Source organism: Enterobacter ludwigii, from assembly GCF_001750725.1.
GTDB classification, from domain to species: Bacteria; Pseudomonadota; Gammaproteobacteria; order Enterobacterales; family Enterobacteriaceae; genus Enterobacter; species Enterobacter ludwigii.
Map to the genome: position 1 here is coordinate 1,158,661 of NZ_CP017279.1, position 19,187 is coordinate 1,177,847.

General features: G+C 53.9%; 15 protein-coding genes and 1 other RNA gene. 11 read left to right on the plus strand and 5 right to left on the minus strand.

What is annotated here, in order from left to right; translation table 11 throughout:
* Positions 1-2,376 carry a glycoside hydrolase family 3 N-terminal domain-containing protein gene (locus tag BH714_RS05525; protein ID WP_040017274.1) on the plus strand — a complete coding sequence of 792 codons (2,376 nt, stop codon included), beginning with the start codon at positions 1-3 and terminating at the stop codon, positions 2,374-2,376.
* A gap of 5 nt (positions 2,377-2,381) precedes the next feature.
* Here the strand turns inward: BH714_RS05525 and rprA are convergent.
* Both rprA and ydiK read right to left on the minus strand, forming a co-directional pair.
* Positions 2,382-2,489, minus strand: an RNA gene (gene rprA / locus BH714_RS05530) — antisense sRNA RprA.
* Positions 2,490-2,697: 208 nt separating this feature from the next.
* Positions 2,698-3,813: an AI-2E family transporter YdiK gene (gene ydiK, locus BH714_RS05535; protein ID WP_020884383.1), complete on the minus strand. Its 1,116-nt coding sequence runs from the start codon at positions 3,811-3,813 to the stop codon at positions 2,698-2,700.
* 197 nt (positions 3,814-4,010) lie between these two features.
* On the opposite strand from ydiK, the gene ydiJ reads away from it, so the two are divergent.
* The 3 genes from ydiJ (at position 4,011) to BH714_RS05550 (ending at position 7,754) form a co-directional block, all read left to right on the plus strand.
* The gene (gene ydiJ, locus BH714_RS05540; protein WP_040017276.1) at positions 4,011-7,067 is read left to right on the plus strand and encodes a D-2-hydroxyglutarate dehydrogenase YdiJ; all 3,057 of its coding nucleotides are present in this window, start codon (positions 4,011-4,013) and stop codon (positions 7,065-7,067) included.
* Positions 7,064-7,474 (plus strand): 1,4-dihydroxy-2-naphthoyl-CoA hydrolase, encoded by a 411-nt coding sequence (menI, locus tag BH714_RS05545; RefSeq protein WP_040017277.1) that lies wholly within the window; start codon positions 7,064-7,066, stop codon positions 7,472-7,474. Before ydiJ ends, menI begins: the two co-directional genes overlap by 4 nt.
* A gap of 85 nt (positions 7,475-7,559) precedes the next feature.
* The gene (locus BH714_RS05550) at positions 7,560-7,754 is read left to right on the plus strand and encodes a YdiH family protein (RefSeq protein WP_003857766.1); all 195 of its coding nucleotides are present in this window, start codon (positions 7,560-7,562) and stop codon (positions 7,752-7,754) included.
* 50 nt (positions 7,755-7,804) lie between these two features.
* On the opposite strand, the gene BH714_RS05555 is transcribed toward BH714_RS05550, so the two are convergent.
* Both BH714_RS05555 and BH714_RS05560 read right to left on the minus strand, forming a co-directional pair.
* The gene (locus BH714_RS05555; RefSeq protein ID WP_040017278.1) at positions 7,805-8,434 is read right to left on the minus strand and encodes a winged helix-turn-helix transcriptional regulator; all 630 of its coding nucleotides are present in this window, start codon (positions 8,432-8,434) and stop codon (positions 7,805-7,807) included.
* A gap of 67 nt (positions 8,435-8,501) precedes the next feature.
* Positions 8,502-9,161 carry a winged helix-turn-helix transcriptional regulator gene (locus BH714_RS05560; protein WP_025204381.1) on the minus strand — a complete coding sequence of 220 codons (660 nt, stop codon included), beginning with the start codon at positions 9,159-9,161 and terminating at the stop codon, positions 8,502-8,504.
* A 451-nt stretch (positions 9,162-9,612) separates the two neighbouring features.
* Here BH714_RS05560 and BH714_RS05565 point away from each other — a divergent pair, with 451 nt between their 5' ends.
* The 7 genes from BH714_RS05565 (at position 9,613) to fliB (ending at position 16,957) form a co-directional block, all read left to right on the plus strand.
* Complete coding sequence (locus BH714_RS05565; RefSeq protein WP_025204380.1) at positions 9,613-10,143, plus strand: fimbrial protein; 531 nt, start codon at positions 9,613-9,615, stop codon at positions 10,141-10,143.
* A gap of 54 nt (positions 10,144-10,197) precedes the next feature.
* Positions 10,198-10,875: a fimbrial biogenesis chaperone gene (locus BH714_RS05570; RefSeq protein ID WP_020884376.1), complete on the plus strand. Its 678-nt coding sequence runs from the start codon at positions 10,198-10,200 to the stop codon at positions 10,873-10,875.
* A 44-nt stretch (positions 10,876-10,919) separates the two neighbouring features.
* Positions 10,920-13,445: a fimbria/pilus outer membrane usher protein gene (locus tag BH714_RS05575; RefSeq protein WP_040017280.1), complete on the plus strand. Its 2,526-nt coding sequence runs from the start codon at positions 10,920-10,922 to the stop codon at positions 13,443-13,445.
* A gap of 2 nt (positions 13,446-13,447) precedes the next feature.
* Positions 13,448-14,395 (plus strand): fimbrial protein, encoded by a 948-nt coding sequence (locus BH714_RS05580; RefSeq protein ID WP_020884374.1) that lies wholly within the window; start codon positions 13,448-13,450, stop codon positions 14,393-14,395.
* Between the two features lie 8 nt (positions 14,396-14,403).
* Positions 14,404-14,919, plus strand: coding sequence for a fimbrial protein (locus BH714_RS05585; protein ID WP_014169728.1), 516 nt, complete (start codon positions 14,404-14,406; stop codon positions 14,917-14,919).
* 47 nt (positions 14,920-14,966) lie between these two features.
* Positions 14,967-15,629 (plus strand): helix-turn-helix transcriptional regulator, encoded by a 663-nt coding sequence (locus BH714_RS05590; protein ID WP_040017281.1) that lies wholly within the window; start codon positions 14,967-14,969, stop codon positions 15,627-15,629.
* 110 nt (positions 15,630-15,739) lie between these two features.
* A complete protein-coding gene (gene fliB, locus BH714_RS05595; protein WP_040017282.1) occupies positions 15,740-16,957 on the plus strand; it encodes a flagellin lysine-N-methylase in 1,218 nt (405 codons plus the stop codon).
* A 37-nt stretch (positions 16,958-16,994) separates the two neighbouring features.
* Here the strand turns inward: fliB and fdhF are convergent, their stop codons facing one another.
* Positions 16,995-19,145 carry a formate dehydrogenase subunit alpha gene (fdhF, locus tag BH714_RS05600; protein WP_040017283.1) on the minus strand — a complete coding sequence of 717 codons (2,151 nt, stop codon included), beginning with the start codon at positions 19,143-19,145 and terminating at the stop codon, positions 16,995-16,997.
* Positions 19,146-19,187 lie beyond the last annotated feature (42 nt).

Below are 19,187 nucleotides of genomic sequence, written 5' to 3' on the forward strand. Positions count from 1 at the left end.
ATGACTGCGATTTATAAGGACGCGGGACGTCCCGTGCATGAACGCGTCGCCGACCTACTGGCACGCATGACCCCGGAAGAGAAGTTCGCCCAGATGCATGCCTACTGGTTGATCCTCGATGAAAACGGTAACCACCGCGAACGCAGCGATCTGAGCGATGAATTCGCGGGCGTGAGCGAACAGGCTGCGCTTAGCGAACGGCTGAAACTGGGGGTGGGACAGATCACGCGTCCACTGGGCACCCATATTGTTGATGCGAAAACAGGCGTGCGTGCCGCTAACCGCCTGCAGCGCATGATGATGGAAGAGACGCGCCTCGGAATTCCGGCGCTGTTCCATGAAGAGTGCCTGGTGGGGCTGTTGTGCAAAGATGCCACGCTGTTCCCGTCGTCGCTGAACTACGGTTCGACCTGGGATCCGCAGCTGGTGCAGCGTGCGGCAGAACAGATTGGCAAAGAAGCACGTTCCGTTGGCTGCCAGCAGGGGCTGGCCCCGGTGCTGGATGTCTCTCGCGACGTTCGCTGGGGACGCACCGAAGAGACCTTCGGAGAAGACCCGTGGCTGGTGGGGGTGATGGCCACGGCATACGTGAAGGGTTTGCAGGGCGATAAGCGCGATCTTCTGGCAACGCTCAAACATTATGTGGGCCACTCCTTCAGCGAAGGGGCACGCAACCACGCGCCGGTGCATCTTGGCTTTAGCGAACTGAACGACATCTTCCTGCTGCCGTTTGAGATGGCGGTGAAGCTGGCCAATGCCGGTTCGGTGATGCCTGCCTATCACGATATCGATAACCAGCCCGGACACAGCGACCACTTCCTGATGACAACCGTGCTGCGTGAACAGTGGGGGTTCGATGGGATCATCGTTGCGGACTACGGCGGCGTGAGCCTGCTGCACCAGCATCATGGCATCTCGCACGATGCCGCCGAATCTGCAGCGCTGGCCTTCAATGCCGGGCTGGATGTCGAACTACCAAAAGATGACTGCGCGCGTCATCTGGCACAAGCCGTTGAGCGCGGACTGATTTCCATGGCGAAAGTCGATGAAATAGTGGCACGCGTCCTGACCGAAAAATTCCGTCTTGGCTTGTTTGAAAAACCGTATGCCGATGAACAGGGCATCGATTTGCAAAATGAGGCAACGCGTCAGGTTGCAAGGGAAGTGGCGACCCGTTCGCTGACGCTGCTTGAGAATAACGGCATTTTGCCCCTCGGCGGCAACCCTCGCGTGGCGGTCGTCGGGCCAACGGCAGACGATCCGCTGGCGCTCCTCAGCGGTTACAGTTTTCCGGTGCACCTAATTATTAGCGACATGGTGGAAGAGACCTCGCAGGTCACGACACCGCGCGCGGCGCTCGAGCAGTATCTGGGGGCCTCGCGGGTACGTTATGCCAAAGGCTGTCACATTATCGAAAAACGGATGGCGGGTGCGCCGGTGTTTCCGGGTGACAGCGGCGGTAAACCCATGCAGCAATCTCCGGTTTCGCAGCGTACCGACCTGATCCCTGAAGCCGTGAAAGCCGCACAGGAGAGTGACGTGGTGGTGGCCTGCGTTGGCGATCTCGCCGGGCTGTTCCAGAGCGGAACCGTCGGTGAGGGCTCTGATACCGACTCTCTGGATCTGCCGGGCGTACAGCAACAATTGCTGGCTGCGCTGGTGGCCACCGGCAAGCCGGTTATCGTGGTCATGACCGGCGGGAGGCCTTACAACCTTCAGGGGCTGGAAGATAACGTCGCCGCGCTGATGATGGCCTGGGCACCAGGGCAGGAGGGCGGCTGGGCGATTGCGGATGTATTAACGGGCCGCGCTGAACCGCAGGGGCGTCTGGTGGTCAGCGTGCCGAAAAGCGCGGGAGCAATGCCCTATTACTACAACCACAAGCTCAAAAGTGGCGGCACACCGTTTGCTTTCCATTTTGGCTCCCGCTATCCCTTTGGCTTCGGTCTCGGCTGGACGCAGTTTAGCTGGGGAACGGCGCGCGTGGCTGAACCCCGCGTTCCGATCGACGGCGAGGTGGTCGTAAGCCTGGATATCACTAATACCGGTGAGCGCAGCGGCAGCGAGGTGGTACAGGTCTATGTCCGGGATAACGTCGCCACGCAAGTGCGGCCATTGCAGGAGTTGAAGGCGTTCCAGCGCGTCACGCTCTCACCGGGTGAAACCGCCACGCTCACCTTTACGTTGCCCGTAGAGATGTTCAACTTTACCCGTCGTGACGGCAAACGGATCGTTGAGCCGGGTGAATTTGAGCTGCAGATTGGTGCATCGTCGGCGGATATTCGCGAGGTGGTGACGGTCAATGTGACTGGAGAAACCCGTGTATTGTCAACGGAATGGCGGATGCTTAGCACCTGTGACGTCAGCCGCGCGTAATCAGGATAAAAAAAAGCCCATCGTGGGAGATGGGCAAAGACTACACACAGCAATTCGTTGTTTCACTCAGGGGATTTCCATGCTTATAAATCAAGGTGTTGATTTATAACCGTGTCCTAATAGTAGGCATGTCAGCTTTTAGCGTCGATCAGATTCGTCTCAATAGTTAAAGAGACGTAAAGATTTCTTGAGGTTAATAGGGGACTTAGAGCCGTAATAGCGGGTCTGACCAGTGCGCAACGAATAAATACTTTAGCAACGTTTAAGTATTAAAGGAGAATATGTAGGCCGGGTACGCGACTGCGTTACCCGGCCTGTCCATTACTGCTTGTTCTTATCTTCCAGCTCTTCCAGTTCGCTCAAAATCACGTCCGGGTCCGTTCCCGGAGGCGGGATTTCGTGCACCCAGGCGGAGAACAGACGCCAGGTCACGGCCAGAAGCACCGGACCAATAAACAGACCAATCATCCCAAAGGCAATCAATCCACCAATTACGCCTGAGAGAATAAGGATCAGCGGCAGGTCTGCGCCCATGCGAATAAGGATGGGACGAATAACGTTATCCATGGTGCCGACCACGCAGCTCCAGACCAGCAGAACGGTGCCCCACGTGGTATCGCCGGTCCAGTACAGCCAGATAATGCTGGGTACCAGCACCAGCAACGGACCCAGTTGCGCAAGGCAGGTCATCAGCATGACCACGGTGAAGACGGTGGCGTACGGCACGCCAGAAATCGCAAGACCAATACCGCCCAGCACCGCCTGAACCAGCGCCGTTACCACGACGCCAAGCGCAACCGCGCGCACGGCCTGCGCCGCCAGCAGAACCGCGGCATCACCCCGTTTGCCCGCCAGGCGAGTGGCAAAATGACGAACGCCCAAAGCCACCTGCTCACCGCGCCAGTACAGCAGGGCACTAAAGACCAGCATCAGCGTACAGTGCATCATAAAGCGGCCAATGTGCGCCGCCTGACCCACAAACCAGGTGGTGGTGGTGCCAATATACGGGCGCACTTTCGCCATCAGGGCGCTGCCACCCATCTCCAGCAGGCCATGCCAGCCGCTGTAAAGTTTTGCGCCAACAACCGGAATGCTGTTAAGCCAGGCGAGATCCGGCGGCGTCAGATCGCCACTGGTCACGGCGCGAATCACCGGGCCGCTGGAGTCGACAAGGCTGTTGACCAGCAGCGCAACGGGAATAATGAACAGCAGGAACAACAGCAACGTCATCACCAGGACCGCCAGCCCACGACGTCCGAAGAGCAGTTTCTGCAACCGTAACAGTAAAGGCCAGGTGGCAACCACAACGGTTGCAGCCCAGGCGAAGCCGAGAATGAAGGGTTGAACGATCCACAAACACGCAATAATCATGAGGGCCAGGAACAGCACCGACAGCAAAATTTGCGCAACATCCCTGGGCTGGCGAAGATTGACCATAAATGAAACTTTCCTTAATTGAACACCAGCGTGGCTGGCGGGAACGGAAAACCGCGATTCTCTAATCATTAATGATTTCAGCGATTTTTGACAGGCGAATTCTGCCTGTAATTCTGCAGAGCGTATAAGAAAAAAATGTGATAAAACTTTTACGATACACGCAAACGATTTCACACCTCTAATTAGGGTCGACAGTAATGATCCCACAGATTTCTCAGGCACCTGGCGTCGTTCAGCTGGTGCTTAATTTTTTGCAGGCACTGGAGCAACAGGGTTTTACAGGTGATACCGCCACACATTATGCCGACAGGCTGACAATGGCGACCGACAACAGTATCTACCAGCTTCTTCCCGATGCAGTCGTGTTTCCCCGTTCAACGGCCGATGTGGCGCTTATTGCGCGGCTCGCAACGCAGGAGCGATTTACCTCGTTGGTGTTCACGCCACGCGGCGGCGGCACCGGCACCAATGGTCAGGCGCTGAACCAGGGCATCATCATTGATATGTCGCGCTATATGAACCGCATCATTGAGATCAATCCCGAAGAAGGATGGGTGCGTGTCGAAGCGGGCGTCATCAAAGATCAGCTTAACCAGTACCTCAAGCCTTATGGTTACTTCTTTGCCCCCGAGCTCTCTACCAGCAACCGTGCGACAATCGGTGGGATGATTAACACCGATGCCTCCGGGCAGGGGTCGCTGGTCTACGGTAAAACCTCCGATCACGTTCTTGGCGTGCGCGCGGTGCTGCTGGGCGGCGATATCCTGGATACCCAGCCGATGCCGGTCGAACTGGCGGAAACGCTGGGTAAAGACAACACGGCCAACGGGCGGATTTACCGCACCGTGCTTGAGCGCTGTCGCGATAACCGCCAGCTGATCCTCGACAAATTCCCTAAACTGAACCGCTTCTTAACCGGCTACGATCTGCGTCATGTCTTTAACGATGACCTGACGCAGTTTGATTTAACCCGCGTGCTGACCGGCTCCGAAGGGACGCTGGCATTTATTACCGAGGCGCGGCTGGACATTACGCCGCTGCCGAAAGTGCGTCGGCTGGTGAACGTCAAATACAACTCCTTCGATTCTGCCCTGCGAAATGCACCCTTTATGGTTGACGCGCGGGCGCTGTCGGTGGAAACCGTCGACTCTAAAGTGCTTAATCTGGCTCGGGAAGACATCGTCTGGCACTCGGTGAGTGAGCTTATCACCGATGTACCTGATAAAGAGATGTTGGGTCTCAACATCGTTGAATTTGCCGGCGATGACGAAGCGCTGATTGAAAGCCAGGTCACCACGCTCTGTCAGCGGCTGGACGAACTGATTGCAGCAGGTGAAGGTGGGGTGATTGGCTGGCAGCTTTGCAGCGAACTCTCCGGCATTGAGCGTATTTACGCGATGCGTAAAAAAGCAGTGGGGCTGCTGGGCAACGCGAAGGGGGCGGCCAAACCGATTCCCTTTGCTGAAGACACCTGCGTCCCGCCTGAGCATCTGGCGGATTACATCGTTGAGTTCCGCGCCCTGCTGGACAGCCACGGTCTGAGCTACGGCATGTTCGGCCACGTGGATGCCGGGGTGCTGCACGTGCGTCCGGCGCTGGACATGTGCGATCCGCAGCAGGAGATCCTGATGAAACAGATCTCCGACGATGTGGTGGCGTTGACCGCGAAATATGGCGGTCTGCTCTGGGGAGAACACGGGAAAGGGTTCCGCGCGGAGTACAGCCCGGCGTTCTTCGGTGAAGCGCTCTACGCTGAGCTGCGTAAGGTCAAAGCGGCATTCGATCCGGATAACCGTCTCAACCCGGGTAAAATTTGCCCGCCAGAGGGCGTCGATGCCCCAATGCTGCAGGTGGATGCCGTCAAGCGCGGCACCTATGACAGACAAATCCCGATTGCGGTGCGCGCCTCCTGGCGTGGTGCAATGGAGTGTAACGGTAACGGTCTGTGTTTCAACTTCGACGTGAAAAGCCCAATGTGCCCGTCGATGAAAATTACCAGTAACCGCATTCACTCGCCCAAAGGCCGCGCAACGCTGGTCCGCGAATGGCTGCGTCTGCTGGCCGACCGCGGGGTTGATCCGCTGAAGCTGGAACAGGAATTACCGGAAAAACGCGCCAGTCTGCGCTCGCTGATTGAACGTACCCGCAACAGCTGGCATGCGAACAAAGGCGAGTATGATTTCTCCCACGAGGTGAAGGAGGCCATGTCCGGCTGCCTGGCCTGTAAAGCCTGCTCAACCCAGTGTCCGATCAAGATTGATGTGCCGGAGTTTCGCTCACGCTTCCTGCAGCTTTACCATACCCGCTATCTGCGTCCAATGCGTGACCATCTGGTGGCGACGGTGGAGAGCTATGCCCCGCTGATGGCGCGTGCGCCGAAGACCTTTAACTTCTTCATCAATCAGCCGCTGGTGCGAAAGCTTTCCGAAAAACATATCGGGATGGTGGACCTGCCGCTGCTGTCAGTCCCTTCGCTACAGCGTCAGCTCGTGGGGCACCGCTCGGCGAACATGACGCTGGAGCAGCTTGAGGCGCTGACCCCTGAGCAGAAAGCCAAGGTGGTGCTGGTGGTGCAGGATCCGTTTACCAGCTACTACGATGCCCAGGTGGTAGCCGATTTTATCCGTCTGGTAGAAAAACTGGGCTATCAGCCGGTGGTACTGCCGTTCTCACCAAACGGCAAAGCGCAGCACATTAAAGGTTTCCTTACCCGTTTTGCGAAAACGGCGCGGAAAACCGCTGACTTCCTCAACCGGGTGGCGCAGCTAGGGATGCCGATGGTCGGTGTCGATCCGGCGCTGGTGCTCTGCTACCGCGATGAGTATAAACAGACGCTGGGGGAGCAACGCGGTGATTTCCACGTCATGCTGGTGCACGAGTGGCTGCCGGCGGCGCTGCAACAGGCGACCGTGAAGGATGTGAGCGGTGAATCGTGGTATCTGTTCGGCCACTGCACGGAAGTGACGGCACTGCCGGGCGCCCCGGCGCAGTGGGCTTCTATCTTTGCCCGCTTCGGGGCGAAGCTTGAGAGCGTCAACGTGGGCTGCTGCGGCATGGCAGGTACCTACGGGCACGAAGTGAAAAACCACGAGAACTCGCTCGGTATCTATGAGTTGTCGTGGCATCAGGCGATGCAGCGTTTGCCGAGGAACCGTTGTCTGGCCACGGGCTACTCCTGCCGAAGCCAGGTGAAACGGGTTGAAGGGAACGGAGTGCGTCACCCATTACAGGCTTTACTGGAGATAATTGGATGATCTGGAAACGAGCCGTGACGCTGCAGGCGCTGAATGCCATGGGCGAGGGGAATATGGTAGGGCTGCTGGACATTCAGTTCACGCATATTGGCGAGGATGAACTGGAGGCCACGATGCCTGTCGATCATCGCACGCATCAGCCGTTTGGTTTATTGCACGGCGGCGCATCCGTCGTGTTGGCCGAAACCCTGGGGTCCGTGGCGGGCTATCTTTGCACCGAAGGGGAGCAAAAGGTCGTCGGGCTGGAGGTGAACGCGAACCATATTCGCTCGGTGCGAAGTGGACGGGTGCGCGGCGTTTGTCGGGCGCTACATGCCGGTAGCCGCCATCAGGTGTGGCAGATTGACATTCTTGACGAGCAGGATCGGCTCTGCTGTTCGTCGAGATTGACGACGGCGGTCGTGTAAAGTTTTCAGATGTTTTGCCTTTGGTCAAAAACTAGCCAGCCTCTTGTGATATACTGGTCAGGTTTTGTACATAAGCGAGGACATCATGGATACTGAAATAACCCCAACACAGCTGGCAATTGAATATTTACGTCGTGATAAAAGCAACCTGTCTCCGGCGCAGTACCTGAAAAAGCTGAAACAGCTTGAACTGGAGTTCACAGATTTGCTGGCGCTCTCTTCAAATGAGCTTAAAGAAGAGATCTACTTTGCCTGGCGGTTGGGCGTTCACGTCCATTGATCGTGACAGTAAAAAAAGGCCGCGTCAGCGGTCTTTTTTGTATCTGACGTTCAGTACCGGGCAGGCAGTTTATTGATTTTAACGAGCCTGCCTTCTTCTATCTCAATGAACCCGCCTGTTTTCAAATCCGCCAGAATACGCATCACCCCGCTGCGCGACAGCTGGGTTTTTTCGCGAATATACCGCTCTGCGGTGATGGCGTTGCGATAACTCTCATCTTCATCCATCAGCTTTATCAATTGCTGGCGAATCATCTCATAGGCCGTGGGCGCGCCCTGAGGCATCACATTATTGTATAGCCGGTTATAAACAAACATCAGGTGCTTAGACAGCAACCCCCATAACCCATTCTCTTTGATAACGGCTTCCACCTGAGCGGTGGTAAGCATACCCGTCAGGCAGGGGGTCACGGTTTTCAGATAATCATTGAAGTAGATGTCTGTCAGATTGGCGAGGCCAAAAAGCGCCGGGCTACGTGCGGTGGTGAGCATCATGTTGTCGCTTCTGCGGTAGATAGCAACGGTGCCTTCGAAGATCAAATAGCACACGCTCTGGCCATTAACCTGGAGATCCAGCTGTTCGCCGGGAGCGACATTGCGCGTGGTACAGTAGGGTTGCAGGAATGAAATCAGTTCTCGCGCGTAAGGAGAACCACGATGCGTTTTTTCAGTAGAGGACATAACCTATAACCCGTAGCGATAACCCCCCTGATTATAGCGTTACTCCTTATCGTAAACACGAGGCTAATCAGTATTTACGTGGTAAATGACGGATTTCCAGCAGCACGCCACGCTCCATCGTGATGTACTTTCCGGTACGCAGTTCCGCGAGAATACGCATAATCCCACTGCGTGAAAGGTAGGTTCGACTCTTGATATACGCTGCCGCCGTGATGTTTTTCCGTACGGCATCTGGCTCCTGCATCAGTTCGACCAGCTGAAACCGGATAATGTCATAGGCTGACATCTGCGATATTTGCGCGCAGTGCTCGTATACCCGGGAGGCGGTATAGATGAGTAGCTTTGAAAAATGTTCCCATAAGTTTTTTTCCGCCACGATCTTATTAAAATTATCCAGAGAGACATGCGCTATTTCTGAGGTTTCAAGCGCTCTGACGTACAGATGTTCAGAGGAGAACTGGCTGCTGACACCCAGAATAAAAGGTGAGGACTCTGAGTTTAAAACAATACCATCGCCACGACGATGCAGCGCAACGCTGCCGTGTAACAGCAAAAAACAGAGGCGAACATCATTATTGTGATACTGAATAATTTCGCCTTTCGCGAGAATATGCCTTTCCGTAAAAGGCAGCACAGTACTGATTAACTTATCAATATGGGCATACGGCTTTAAATCCAGTACGGTAGATTTTACATCGGTGAGGACCGCTGTCATTCGCGTGTTCATAAGGTGCTCCACTGCTTTCATTGCGATCATGGGTGACCGGCGTAGAGAATTATCTTAAAAAACAGCGACTACGGGAATATGCAGCACAGGTCTAAAAGTAGACTTTCAATATTATCCTGACTAACATTTTGAATTTAATGATCTTAACACTCCGGTCTATTAATAGACTGCCCGTTATATGCATAAGGCATTCCTTATTTACAATGTTTTATTTTTGTTAATTACGGGTCTACGGAAAGACTCCGAAAATGATTGTCGACGTCAACGGAGTTGTATAAATTTTATTTCATCGACAGCAAGTCATATGCGTCTTCAGACGTTTAATGAAATAAAATTATTTCATTTTTTTTGCTGCTGTCTGTAAAAGACAAAACATTAAGTGGGTGAAAAAACCGACGCGTCTTTTTGTCTGAATGTTAATAATAAATAAAGTGATACAGGATATAGCATGATGAAAAAAACACTTCTTCTGGCAACGATCGCAGCAGGTTCCGTACTGACAATGGCCAATGCGTTTGCCGCTGCAGGTACCGTTAATTTTAACGGAAATATTCTGGATTCTGCCTGTGATGTTGATGTGGCATCGCTGAACCAGGTGGTTGTACTTGGGGATTATTATAAAACAGAGTTTACCGCGACGGGGGCGAGAACCGCGGCAACGAAATTCGATATTATTTTGAAAAACTGTCCGGTCTCGGTCACGAATGCCAAAGTGCGCTTTGACGGTACTCCGGATGCGTCTAATAGCAATCTTCTGGCCATTGACACCTCCGTGGCGGGTGCCGCAACGGGCGTGGCGATCAACCTGATGACCGCGGATAAAGCCGACCTGCCTCTGCATGGCAGCAATGGTTACACCTACATGCTCAGCAGCTCTGCAGACAATACGCTCAATTTCTATGCCCAGTATATTTCGACCACGGCCAGCGTCACGGCGGGCCCGGCGAATTCTGTCGCCAACTTCTCGGTGGTTTATAACTAGCTCTTTTGCCTGAACGTCGGGGCCGCCCCGGCCCCCAATTTAATGAGGAACAGAATGTATTTTTTCAGAACCCCTTTACTGGCAACAGCGTTGTTATCTCTGATGCTGTCAACGGCTCATGCCGGCGTCATTATTGGTGGTACGCGCATTATTTTTGATGGCGCTAAAAAGGAAACGTCACTCAGTGTGAATAACCCTGATGGTACGCCGTATTTAATTCAGTCATGGATCGACGTGCAGGAAGGGGCGTCAGGCAAGGTGCCTTTTATTATTACGCCGCCTTTGTATCGTCTGGATGGCGGGCAAAAAAACGTTGAGCGCATCGTGATGACGGGGGCACTGCCTCAGGATCGGGAAAGTTTATTCTGGCTGAATATTAAAGCGATTCCGTCTGCCTCAACGCAGATGAACGCATTACAAATTGCGGTTAAAACGCGCATCAAACTGATTTATCGGCCCGCTGAGCTGCACGCGTCCACGCCTGACGAACAGGCCAGTCAATTACGCTGGCGCAGAACCGGGAATGAACTTCAGGTTAATAACCCGACCGCGTATGTCATCAATTTTAATGAAATCACCCTTGGAGGTAAAAAAATCGATGACGTGTCGTATGTCTTACCCGGTGGCTCAGTCCGTTTCACGTTACCGCAAGGGGCCAGCGGCAGTGTACTGACGTTTAAAGTGATTAATGACTTCGGCAGCCCTGGGGGGGCGCATCAGGCAACCTTATAACCGGTGAAACGCGGGCATTGCCTGTCATAAATGAGTTAAAAGCGATGGCAATACACTATTTTCGGGCTCGACCTGCACCCCTGGCGACAGTGATCGGATTAATACTTGCAGGTTCATCGCAGGCGCTTTTTGCCGGTGAGACATTTAATGCCGAACTGGTTGAACTTGATAATCCAGGAAGAGGGAGAACGGATTTATCGGCATTTGAATCCGGATCGCAGGCACCCGGCACCTATCACGTCGATATTGTTCTTGATGACCAACTAATGGCGACCCGCGATATCACCTTTACTGCAGTAAAAGACGAAAAGGGCAATGACGTCCTCCGGCCGTGCCTGAGTCTTGACCAGTTAAAACAGTGGGGCGTAAGAACCACGCTTTTCCCGCAGCTGGCGGCGAACAACGGTGAATGCGCAAACCTTCAGGCGATCCCGCAGGCCAGTAGCGATTTTCAGTTTGGCGCACAGCGGCTGGTGATCAGCATTCCTCAGGCCGCCATCGACCTGCCAGCCAGGGACGCGGTTCCGCCAGAGATGTGGGATGAGGGGATTAATGCCGCCATGCTTAATTACAGTCTGAGCGGCGCAAACGCGTGGGCGAAGAACACTCGCGGCAGCCAGAATGATAGCCAGTACGCCAACCTGCGCCCCGGGGTCAATATCGGGCCGTGGCGCTTACGTAATTACACCACCTGGTCTCGGGATTCCACCGGTGAGGATCGGTGGGACAACGTATATACCTATGCGCAGCGCGCCGTCATTCCGCTGAAAGCACAGCTGATTATTGGGGACAGTACCGCACCGGCGGATGTTTTCGACAGTATGCCATTTCGCGGCGGTCAGCTGGCCTCGGATGATGACATGCTGCCGGACTCTCTTAAAGGTTATGCGCCCGTGGTCCGCGGCATCGCGCGAACCAATGCGCAGGTGGTGGTCCGCCAGAATGGTTATCAAATTTATCAGAGCTACGTGGCGCCAGGCGCGTTTGAAATCTCGGACATGTATCCCACCGGCGGCGCAGGCGATCTGGATGTGACCATTAAAGAGGCTGACGGGAGTGAGCAGCATTTCACGCTGCCTTATGCCTCGCTGCCGGTCCTGCAGCGGGAAGGACGACTGAAGTATGCGGTGACGGCCGGGCAGTATCGCGCCTACAACAGCCGCGTGGAGAAAACGTCCTTTGGTCAAATCACCGGTATTTATGGGATTCAGCACGGCATCACCGTTTACGGCGGGATGCAGGGGTCTGATAAATACCGTTCAGTGGCGTTTGGCGTCGGTAAAAATATGGGGGATATCGGCGCGATCTCTGCCGACGTGACCCAGGCCTGGTCAACGCCGAATAACACCGACAAAACATCCGGTCAGTCCTTGCGCGCGCGTTACAGCAAAAATATGGCGAAGACCGGGACAAACTTTTCAATTGCGGGATACCGATATTCAACCCGTGGCTATTACGGGATGCAGGACGTGCTGGATTCCTACGGCGACAGCAGCGCCCTGCAGGATCGGCGGCGTAACCGTGCTGAACTAACCATGAGCCAGGCGCTGGGCGGCGCGCTGGGTTCACTGACGCTCAGCGCCGCACGCGAAGATTACTGGAATTCTGGTCAGGCGATGGCCTCCTGGAGCGTGGGCTACAACAATGACTGGAACAACGTCAGTTACGGTTTGACCTGGACCTACAGCAAGAATGGACGCGGGAGCGCGCAAAACGCGGACCACGATCGGTTGCTGGCCTTTAACGTCAGCGTACCGTTGGACAAATTCTTGCCGCGTACCTGGGCTAACTATGGCATGAACGCCAGTAAGCACAACGGCACGACGCACGTGGTCGGGCTGAACGGCGTGTCTCTGGAAAACAGTGCCCTGAACTGGAACGTGCAGCAAGGTTATGGCACACAGGGCACGGGAAATACCGGCAACCTGAACGGCGACTATAAAGGCACCTATGGCGAAATTGTCGCGGGCTACAGCTACGACAAACACAGCGAGCGCCTGAATTACGGGTTGCAGGGGGGCGTCATTGCTCACCGTGACGGCATCACGCTTTCGCAGCCGCTCGGTGAAACCAATATCCTGGTGAAAGCGCCGGGTGCACACGGTGTCGATATTCGCAATCAACCCGGGGTTCGTACGGATTACCGCGGGTATACGGTGGTTAACAATCTGTCGGTATACCGAAAAAACGACATCACTCTTGAGCCGGAAACTATGCCGGATGACGTGGAACTTGAGATTAATACGCGCACCGTAACACCGACTCGCGGGGCGATAGTGGAAGCCGATTATGTGTCTAAAATCGGGCGCCGGGTGCTAATGACCCTGTCCGACGGGCAATATGCCGTTCCGTTTGGTGCGGTCGTCACGCTCAAAGGCGACAGCAACAGCAGCTTTATTGTGGGCGACCGTGGTCAGGTCTATTTAACGGGACTGCCCGGACAGGGAGAAATCGTGGCAACCTGGGGAAATCAACCCGGTCAGCAGTGCCGCGCGCAGTTTAGCCTGCCTGCACAACCCACCTACGGCGGAATAACCGACGTTAACGCGCTTTGCCGCCAGGAAGGTTAAAAATGAAATTTGCTTTATCTCTGATCCTGCTCTGTTTACTGAGCGGGTGGAATAGCGCCCGTGCCGGCACCTGTACAACCATCACGCCGCAAATATCGACGATATCTGTGGGCACGATTAACGTGCAGCGTGATGCCCCCGTGGGCACCATTATTTTTTCTCGCGCTGCTTCATCAACGGGAACCTATTTAACGGGATGTTCTAACCCGCTGATGCTGGGATTCAGTATGCGATATAACAATGGGAACCTGAGCAGCTACGGTAACCATGTTTATGCCACCAATGTCAGCGGTATTGGTATTCGCTTTTCCTCGGGGAATTATTTTGAAAACCCGGCTTACACGTTTTCGTATAACGCGGTGACGTCGTATGTGGATTGGTTTGGTGGAAAAGTTGAGCTGGTGGTGACCGGCCCGGTAACGTCGGGCGCTTTAACGCCGGGCGTTATCGGAACCGTGGCGCTTCAGGGAAGTGACGGTGTTTATCGTGACGGTCTGACGGTCCAGTTAACTGACGGCACAATTAATGCGCTGGCATGCACGATAACGACGGCGCAGTTGACGTTCCCGATAGGCGATATTCCGGCCTCATCGTTTGGCTCCGTTATTGGAACCACGCCATCCGGCGCCCAAAATACGCAAAATCTGGGGTTAACCTGCAGTGCCGGCACCAATATCAGTGTGTCACTCAGCGGTATGCAAAATCCGGACAGCGCCAATACCAGCGTCATGGCATTAACCGGTCAGGGGAATGCCGGTACGGCAAAAGGGGTAGGGGTTCAGCTACTTTATAACGGTTCTCCTTTGGTAATGAACGGTCGCCTGTTATTAAAACAGTCTGCGGGAGGACAGGAGACGCTCCCGTTAACCGCGCGCTATTACCAGACGTTAACCACCGTGGAATCAGGCTCGGCAAATGCGTCAGCCACGCTTACGATAACCTATCAATAACCGGTGAGATGATGAAAATAATTCCCGCGGCGTTGCTTGTGTCGGGTTTACTGTGCGGCAAAGCGCTATGTGCAGACAGCGTAAATATCGGGGTCACCGGAAATATCGTGGCCTCACCCTGCCTGTTTAATAACGGCAATACGAATCTCGATATTAATCTGGGCAATATCCAGGCGAGTAATATGGTGACGCCAGGATCATCCTCAGACCCGGTTACGTTTGATCTGTTATTTACCCAATGTCCGGTGGGGACGCGTAGCGTCACCGCTACCTTTACGGGTACACCCGACCCTGTTGCCGGCGCCGACTATTACATTAACCGCGGTACGGCCACCCACGTGGCGATAGCAATGCGCGAGGCCGGAAGTGGCATACTGAAAGGGAACGGCTCCAGCATGACGGAATATGTTGCCTCAGACCGGACGGCGAAGATGGCCATGCAGGCTGCGGTTATATCCACCGGAGGCAGGGCGACGCCCGGCACCCTCAGCGCAGTGGTGGTCATTACGCTGCAATACAATTAAGTCGCGCGGGATTTCACGCGCATTTTTGCTTCCCGTCGGTGTGGTCTATGTTGAATATTTTAATTAGCGAGACGGATTCGTTATTTCAGTCTGGTCTGCAGTATTTTTTTATGGATTTCTTTTGGCGTAATTTTAATGACTGTATTCACTTTGATTATGAAATGACGCCGCATAACGTCAGCACGGCGGATATTATTGTCCTCTCTTTATGCCAGGGAGAAACCCTGACCTGTTTTCCGGAATTACAGTCACGGCAAAAAGGCATTGTGATCGGCTGGGTTGACGATGAGCAACGGTCTACGGCGTCGCAATCCTGTTATCAGGATATTATTTTCATCTCCCGCAGGGCCTCTCTTGACATGATTGGCGAGACGGTAGGGTGCGCGTGGCGTAAAACGCAGTTGAAGGGGCATGTGCTGCAGAAAACGTCCTGTTTCGATTGCGAGCATAAGATATTATCACCGCAGCAAATACGCATCGTCATGAACCTGTATAAAGGCTTATCCGTTATGCAGACGGCAGACGCGTTACAGATCGGCTATAAGACCGTTTTTGCGCACAAGTACATGATCATGCAAAAATTTAACCTGCGAAGTGATTATGAGCTTATCGCGCTGCTCAACAGGATGGTGAAGAAAAACGGCACCCCCAATATTTTTCGTGATTCTGTGAGACAGGGTTTACAGGACCGCCCCTGTCTGGAGGCGTAAAGACACTTTTATTGATGACAGGAATAACGGAAACAAGTGTTCGGTTATGAAACTTTAGAGTTGCATCTGCAGCATGTTATTTTTACGTTTTATATAACGATTAATTAGCGATGCAAATTCATAAAACCCTGAAACCGATTTTTGTGACCAGGTTCAAGTGTGTGGGGCCGGAATGTTTAATTTCCTGCTGCCGCGGCTGGACAATTTCCATTGATAAAAAAACACATCAAAAATATCTTTCATCAACGCATCCTGGTATCGCTGCAATAGCCAAAGACAATCTGATTCTGCAGCGTAAAGGCAAAGTAAACTATTCCCGTATTAAACTGGATGAAAAAGGGGAGTGTCCGTTTATCGATGAAAATAAGCTCTGTATGGTACACCGTGATTTAGGTGAAAGTGCCTTATCGCACACCTGCAGTACTTATCCCCGAAGCTCAACCCGCTATCTGGATGAAACTCGCCACAGCATGACCCTTTCATGTCCGGAAGTGGTCAGGCGGGTTCTCTTCGACCCCGACGCGATGTTATTGCAGGAGCAGGATGAACTGTTGGCCGTTTATAAAACCAATCTGATTGGTCAGCGTCAGTCTATGCCTCAAAGCAGCCAGGTCATTCATCTCCTTGCGTGGAAAATAATCCAGTCGCCAGCGAGGAATGTTGAAGAAAATTTGATGGCGCTGGCTCAGTTGATCCTGACCTTACAGCATGTGAACTTCGATTTGCACAATCAGTATGAGCAGGTTGAACGCTTTTACGAAGCCTTGCTGGAAGCGTTGCAGAGCGGTAAATCGCTGCTCTCTGAAAGCAATGTCGGGCGATCAAATGCGATGAAATATCTGGCGTTGTCGATCCTCGGCACGAACGTGGCGCGAGATTCTGCACGGGATGGGTATATCAACGAAGGGCATCGGCAAATTGCTGACTTTTTGAATTTCAGCCATGACAGCGATCCCGCCAGTCTGGCGCAGAAATTCGACGCGATTAACCAGCAGTGGGGGAAACTTTGCCAGGAATCCTGTCTGTCAGAGCCGTACGTTTTACGCAACTATCTGTTGTACAAACTCTACAGCGGCTATTTCCCGGGTAAGAATACCGCCACCATTATGCGTCAGTTTTATCGCATCGTTCTGGACTTTTTCTACCTGAAAATTTTCCTGAGCGTCAAATCAATGGATGAACAACTGGACCAGCAGATGGTCATGAAAACTATCGCCAGCTTCTCAGAAAAGACCCTGCACAATCAGACCATTGATGCCCGTATGGATTTTGCTATCGATAAGATTAACGGTGGGGACGACCTCTCGTGCCTGCTGCTCATTGGCTAACGTATAAAGAGGCTCGCCGTGGCGAGCCTCTTTTTCCTCAGACGTTCACCGCCGTGATTAACCGCGTCTTCATGGTCTGATAAGACGACGCCGCAAAGTCTTCCGCCCAGCGTTGATCTTCAATTGCCTCAAGCTTAACCGCACAATACTTGGTTTCTGGGGTTTTGGAGACCGGGTCAAGGTTATCCTGCGTCAGTTCGTTACAGGCGCCAATCCACCACTGGTAGGTCATATAAACCGCACCGGCGTTGATGCGCTCGCTGATGCTGGCACGGGTAATGACTTTGCCCCGACGGGAATGCACCCACACCAGCTGTCCGTCTTTAATGCCCAGGTTGTCCGCATCAAGGGGGTTCATTTGTACACGGCCTGGCTCGTCGGCAAGGCTTTGCAGCGCGGCGCAATTGCCGGTCATTGAACGGCAGGAGTAGTGGCCGACCTCGCGCACGGTGCAGAGCACCAGCGGATACGTTTCGTCCGGGATCTCGGCAGGCGCGCGCCAGGCAGACGCAAAAAGCTGGCCTTTGCCGCTCGGCGTATCGAACTGGTTATCTTTATAGAGATACGGCGTCCCCGGGTGATCGAGCGTTGGACACGGCCATTGCACATGGCCCATTTCACCCATTTTTTCATATGTCACGCCATAGAACAGCGGACAGAGCTCGCGCATCTCGTCCCAGATCTGCTGGTTGGATGCGTAATGCATCGGATAGCCCATTTCGGTAGCAAGCAGGCTGATGATCTCCCAGTCACGTTTCACGTTGCCGCTGGCCTCAATGGCTTTACCGAAACGCTGGAAACCGCGGTCGGCACAGGTAAAGACGCCCCCGTGTTCTCCCCACGATGTGGCAGGTAACAGAACATCCGCCACTTCCGCCGTTTTCGTCATAAAGATGTCCTGAACCACCACAAAATCGAGTGCTTCAAAACCGCGGCGCACCAGCCCCAGATCGGCTTCAGTCTGCAGCGGATCCTCGCCCATGATGTAATAGGCTTTTACCTTACCTTCCAGCGCAAGGTGAGGGACTTCGGTGATACGCGTTCCAACCTCTTTGTCCATAATCCCGACATCGATTCCCCAGGCAGTGGCGAATTTCTGCCGGACCGCCGGGTCCGTAACGTCCTGATACCCCGGGAACATATTGGGCAGAACGCCCATATCACACGCGCCCTGAACGTTGTTTTGACCACGTACTGGCCCAACGCCGACGGCAGGTCGACCAAGATTTCCGGTCAGCAGCGCCAGGCTGGAGAGACCTTTGACCACGTCTACAGCCTGACCAAACTGCGTTACGCCCATGCCCCACATGACGGTGGCGGAAGGCGCAGCCGCGAACGTCCGCATCGCCTGACGCACATCCCGGGCTGGAATGCCGGTGAGATGTTCGACGTTTTCGGGCGCGTAGTCTTTAACCGTTTCCCGATAAGCGTCAAGCCCTTCGGTAAAGCGCGCGACGTAGTTTTTGTCGTACAGCTCCTCTTCCAGAAGGACATAGCCAAACGCATTGACCAGCGCCATGTTACTGCCGTTTTTCAGCTGCAGGTGCTGGTCGGCAATGCGTGCGGTTTCAATGCGACGGGGATCGCAGACGATGATTTTCGCGCCATTTTCGCGGGCTTTTAAGACCCGACGGGCGACGATGGGGTGTGAATCGGCGCAGTTATAGCCAAACACCAGCAGGCATTTTGAGTTTTCAATATCGTTAATGGAATTGCTCATTGCACCGTTGCCGAGGGTTTCCTGTAACCCGGCAACAGAAGGGCCGTGACAGACGCGCGCGCAGCAGTCCACGTTGTTGGTATTCAGTACCGCACGGGCAAATTTTTGCATCACATAGTTCGTTTCATTCCCTGTTCCCCGGGAGGAACCGGTGGTCATGATGGACCGCGGGCCATACTGCTCTTTTATGCTCCTGAGTTTATGGGCGGTATAGCGGATCGCCTCTTCCCAGGTGACGGGGGTAAAAGCCTCTCCCTTGTGGTAGCGGATCATGGGCTGAGTCAGACGGGGGGTAAGCAGACGCGTATCGTTCAGGAAGTCCCAGCCATAAAAGCCTTTCAGGCACAGGGTGCCCTGGTTTGTTACGCCTTCGGCCGCTTCGGCACGGAGGATACGGTTATTTTCGACGACAAGGTTTAATTTGCAGCCTGCACCACAGTAGGGGCAGACGCTGGCGATTTTTTTCATCAATAACAGACCTGTTAAGAAATGAAGCAAAGTTGACTGGGT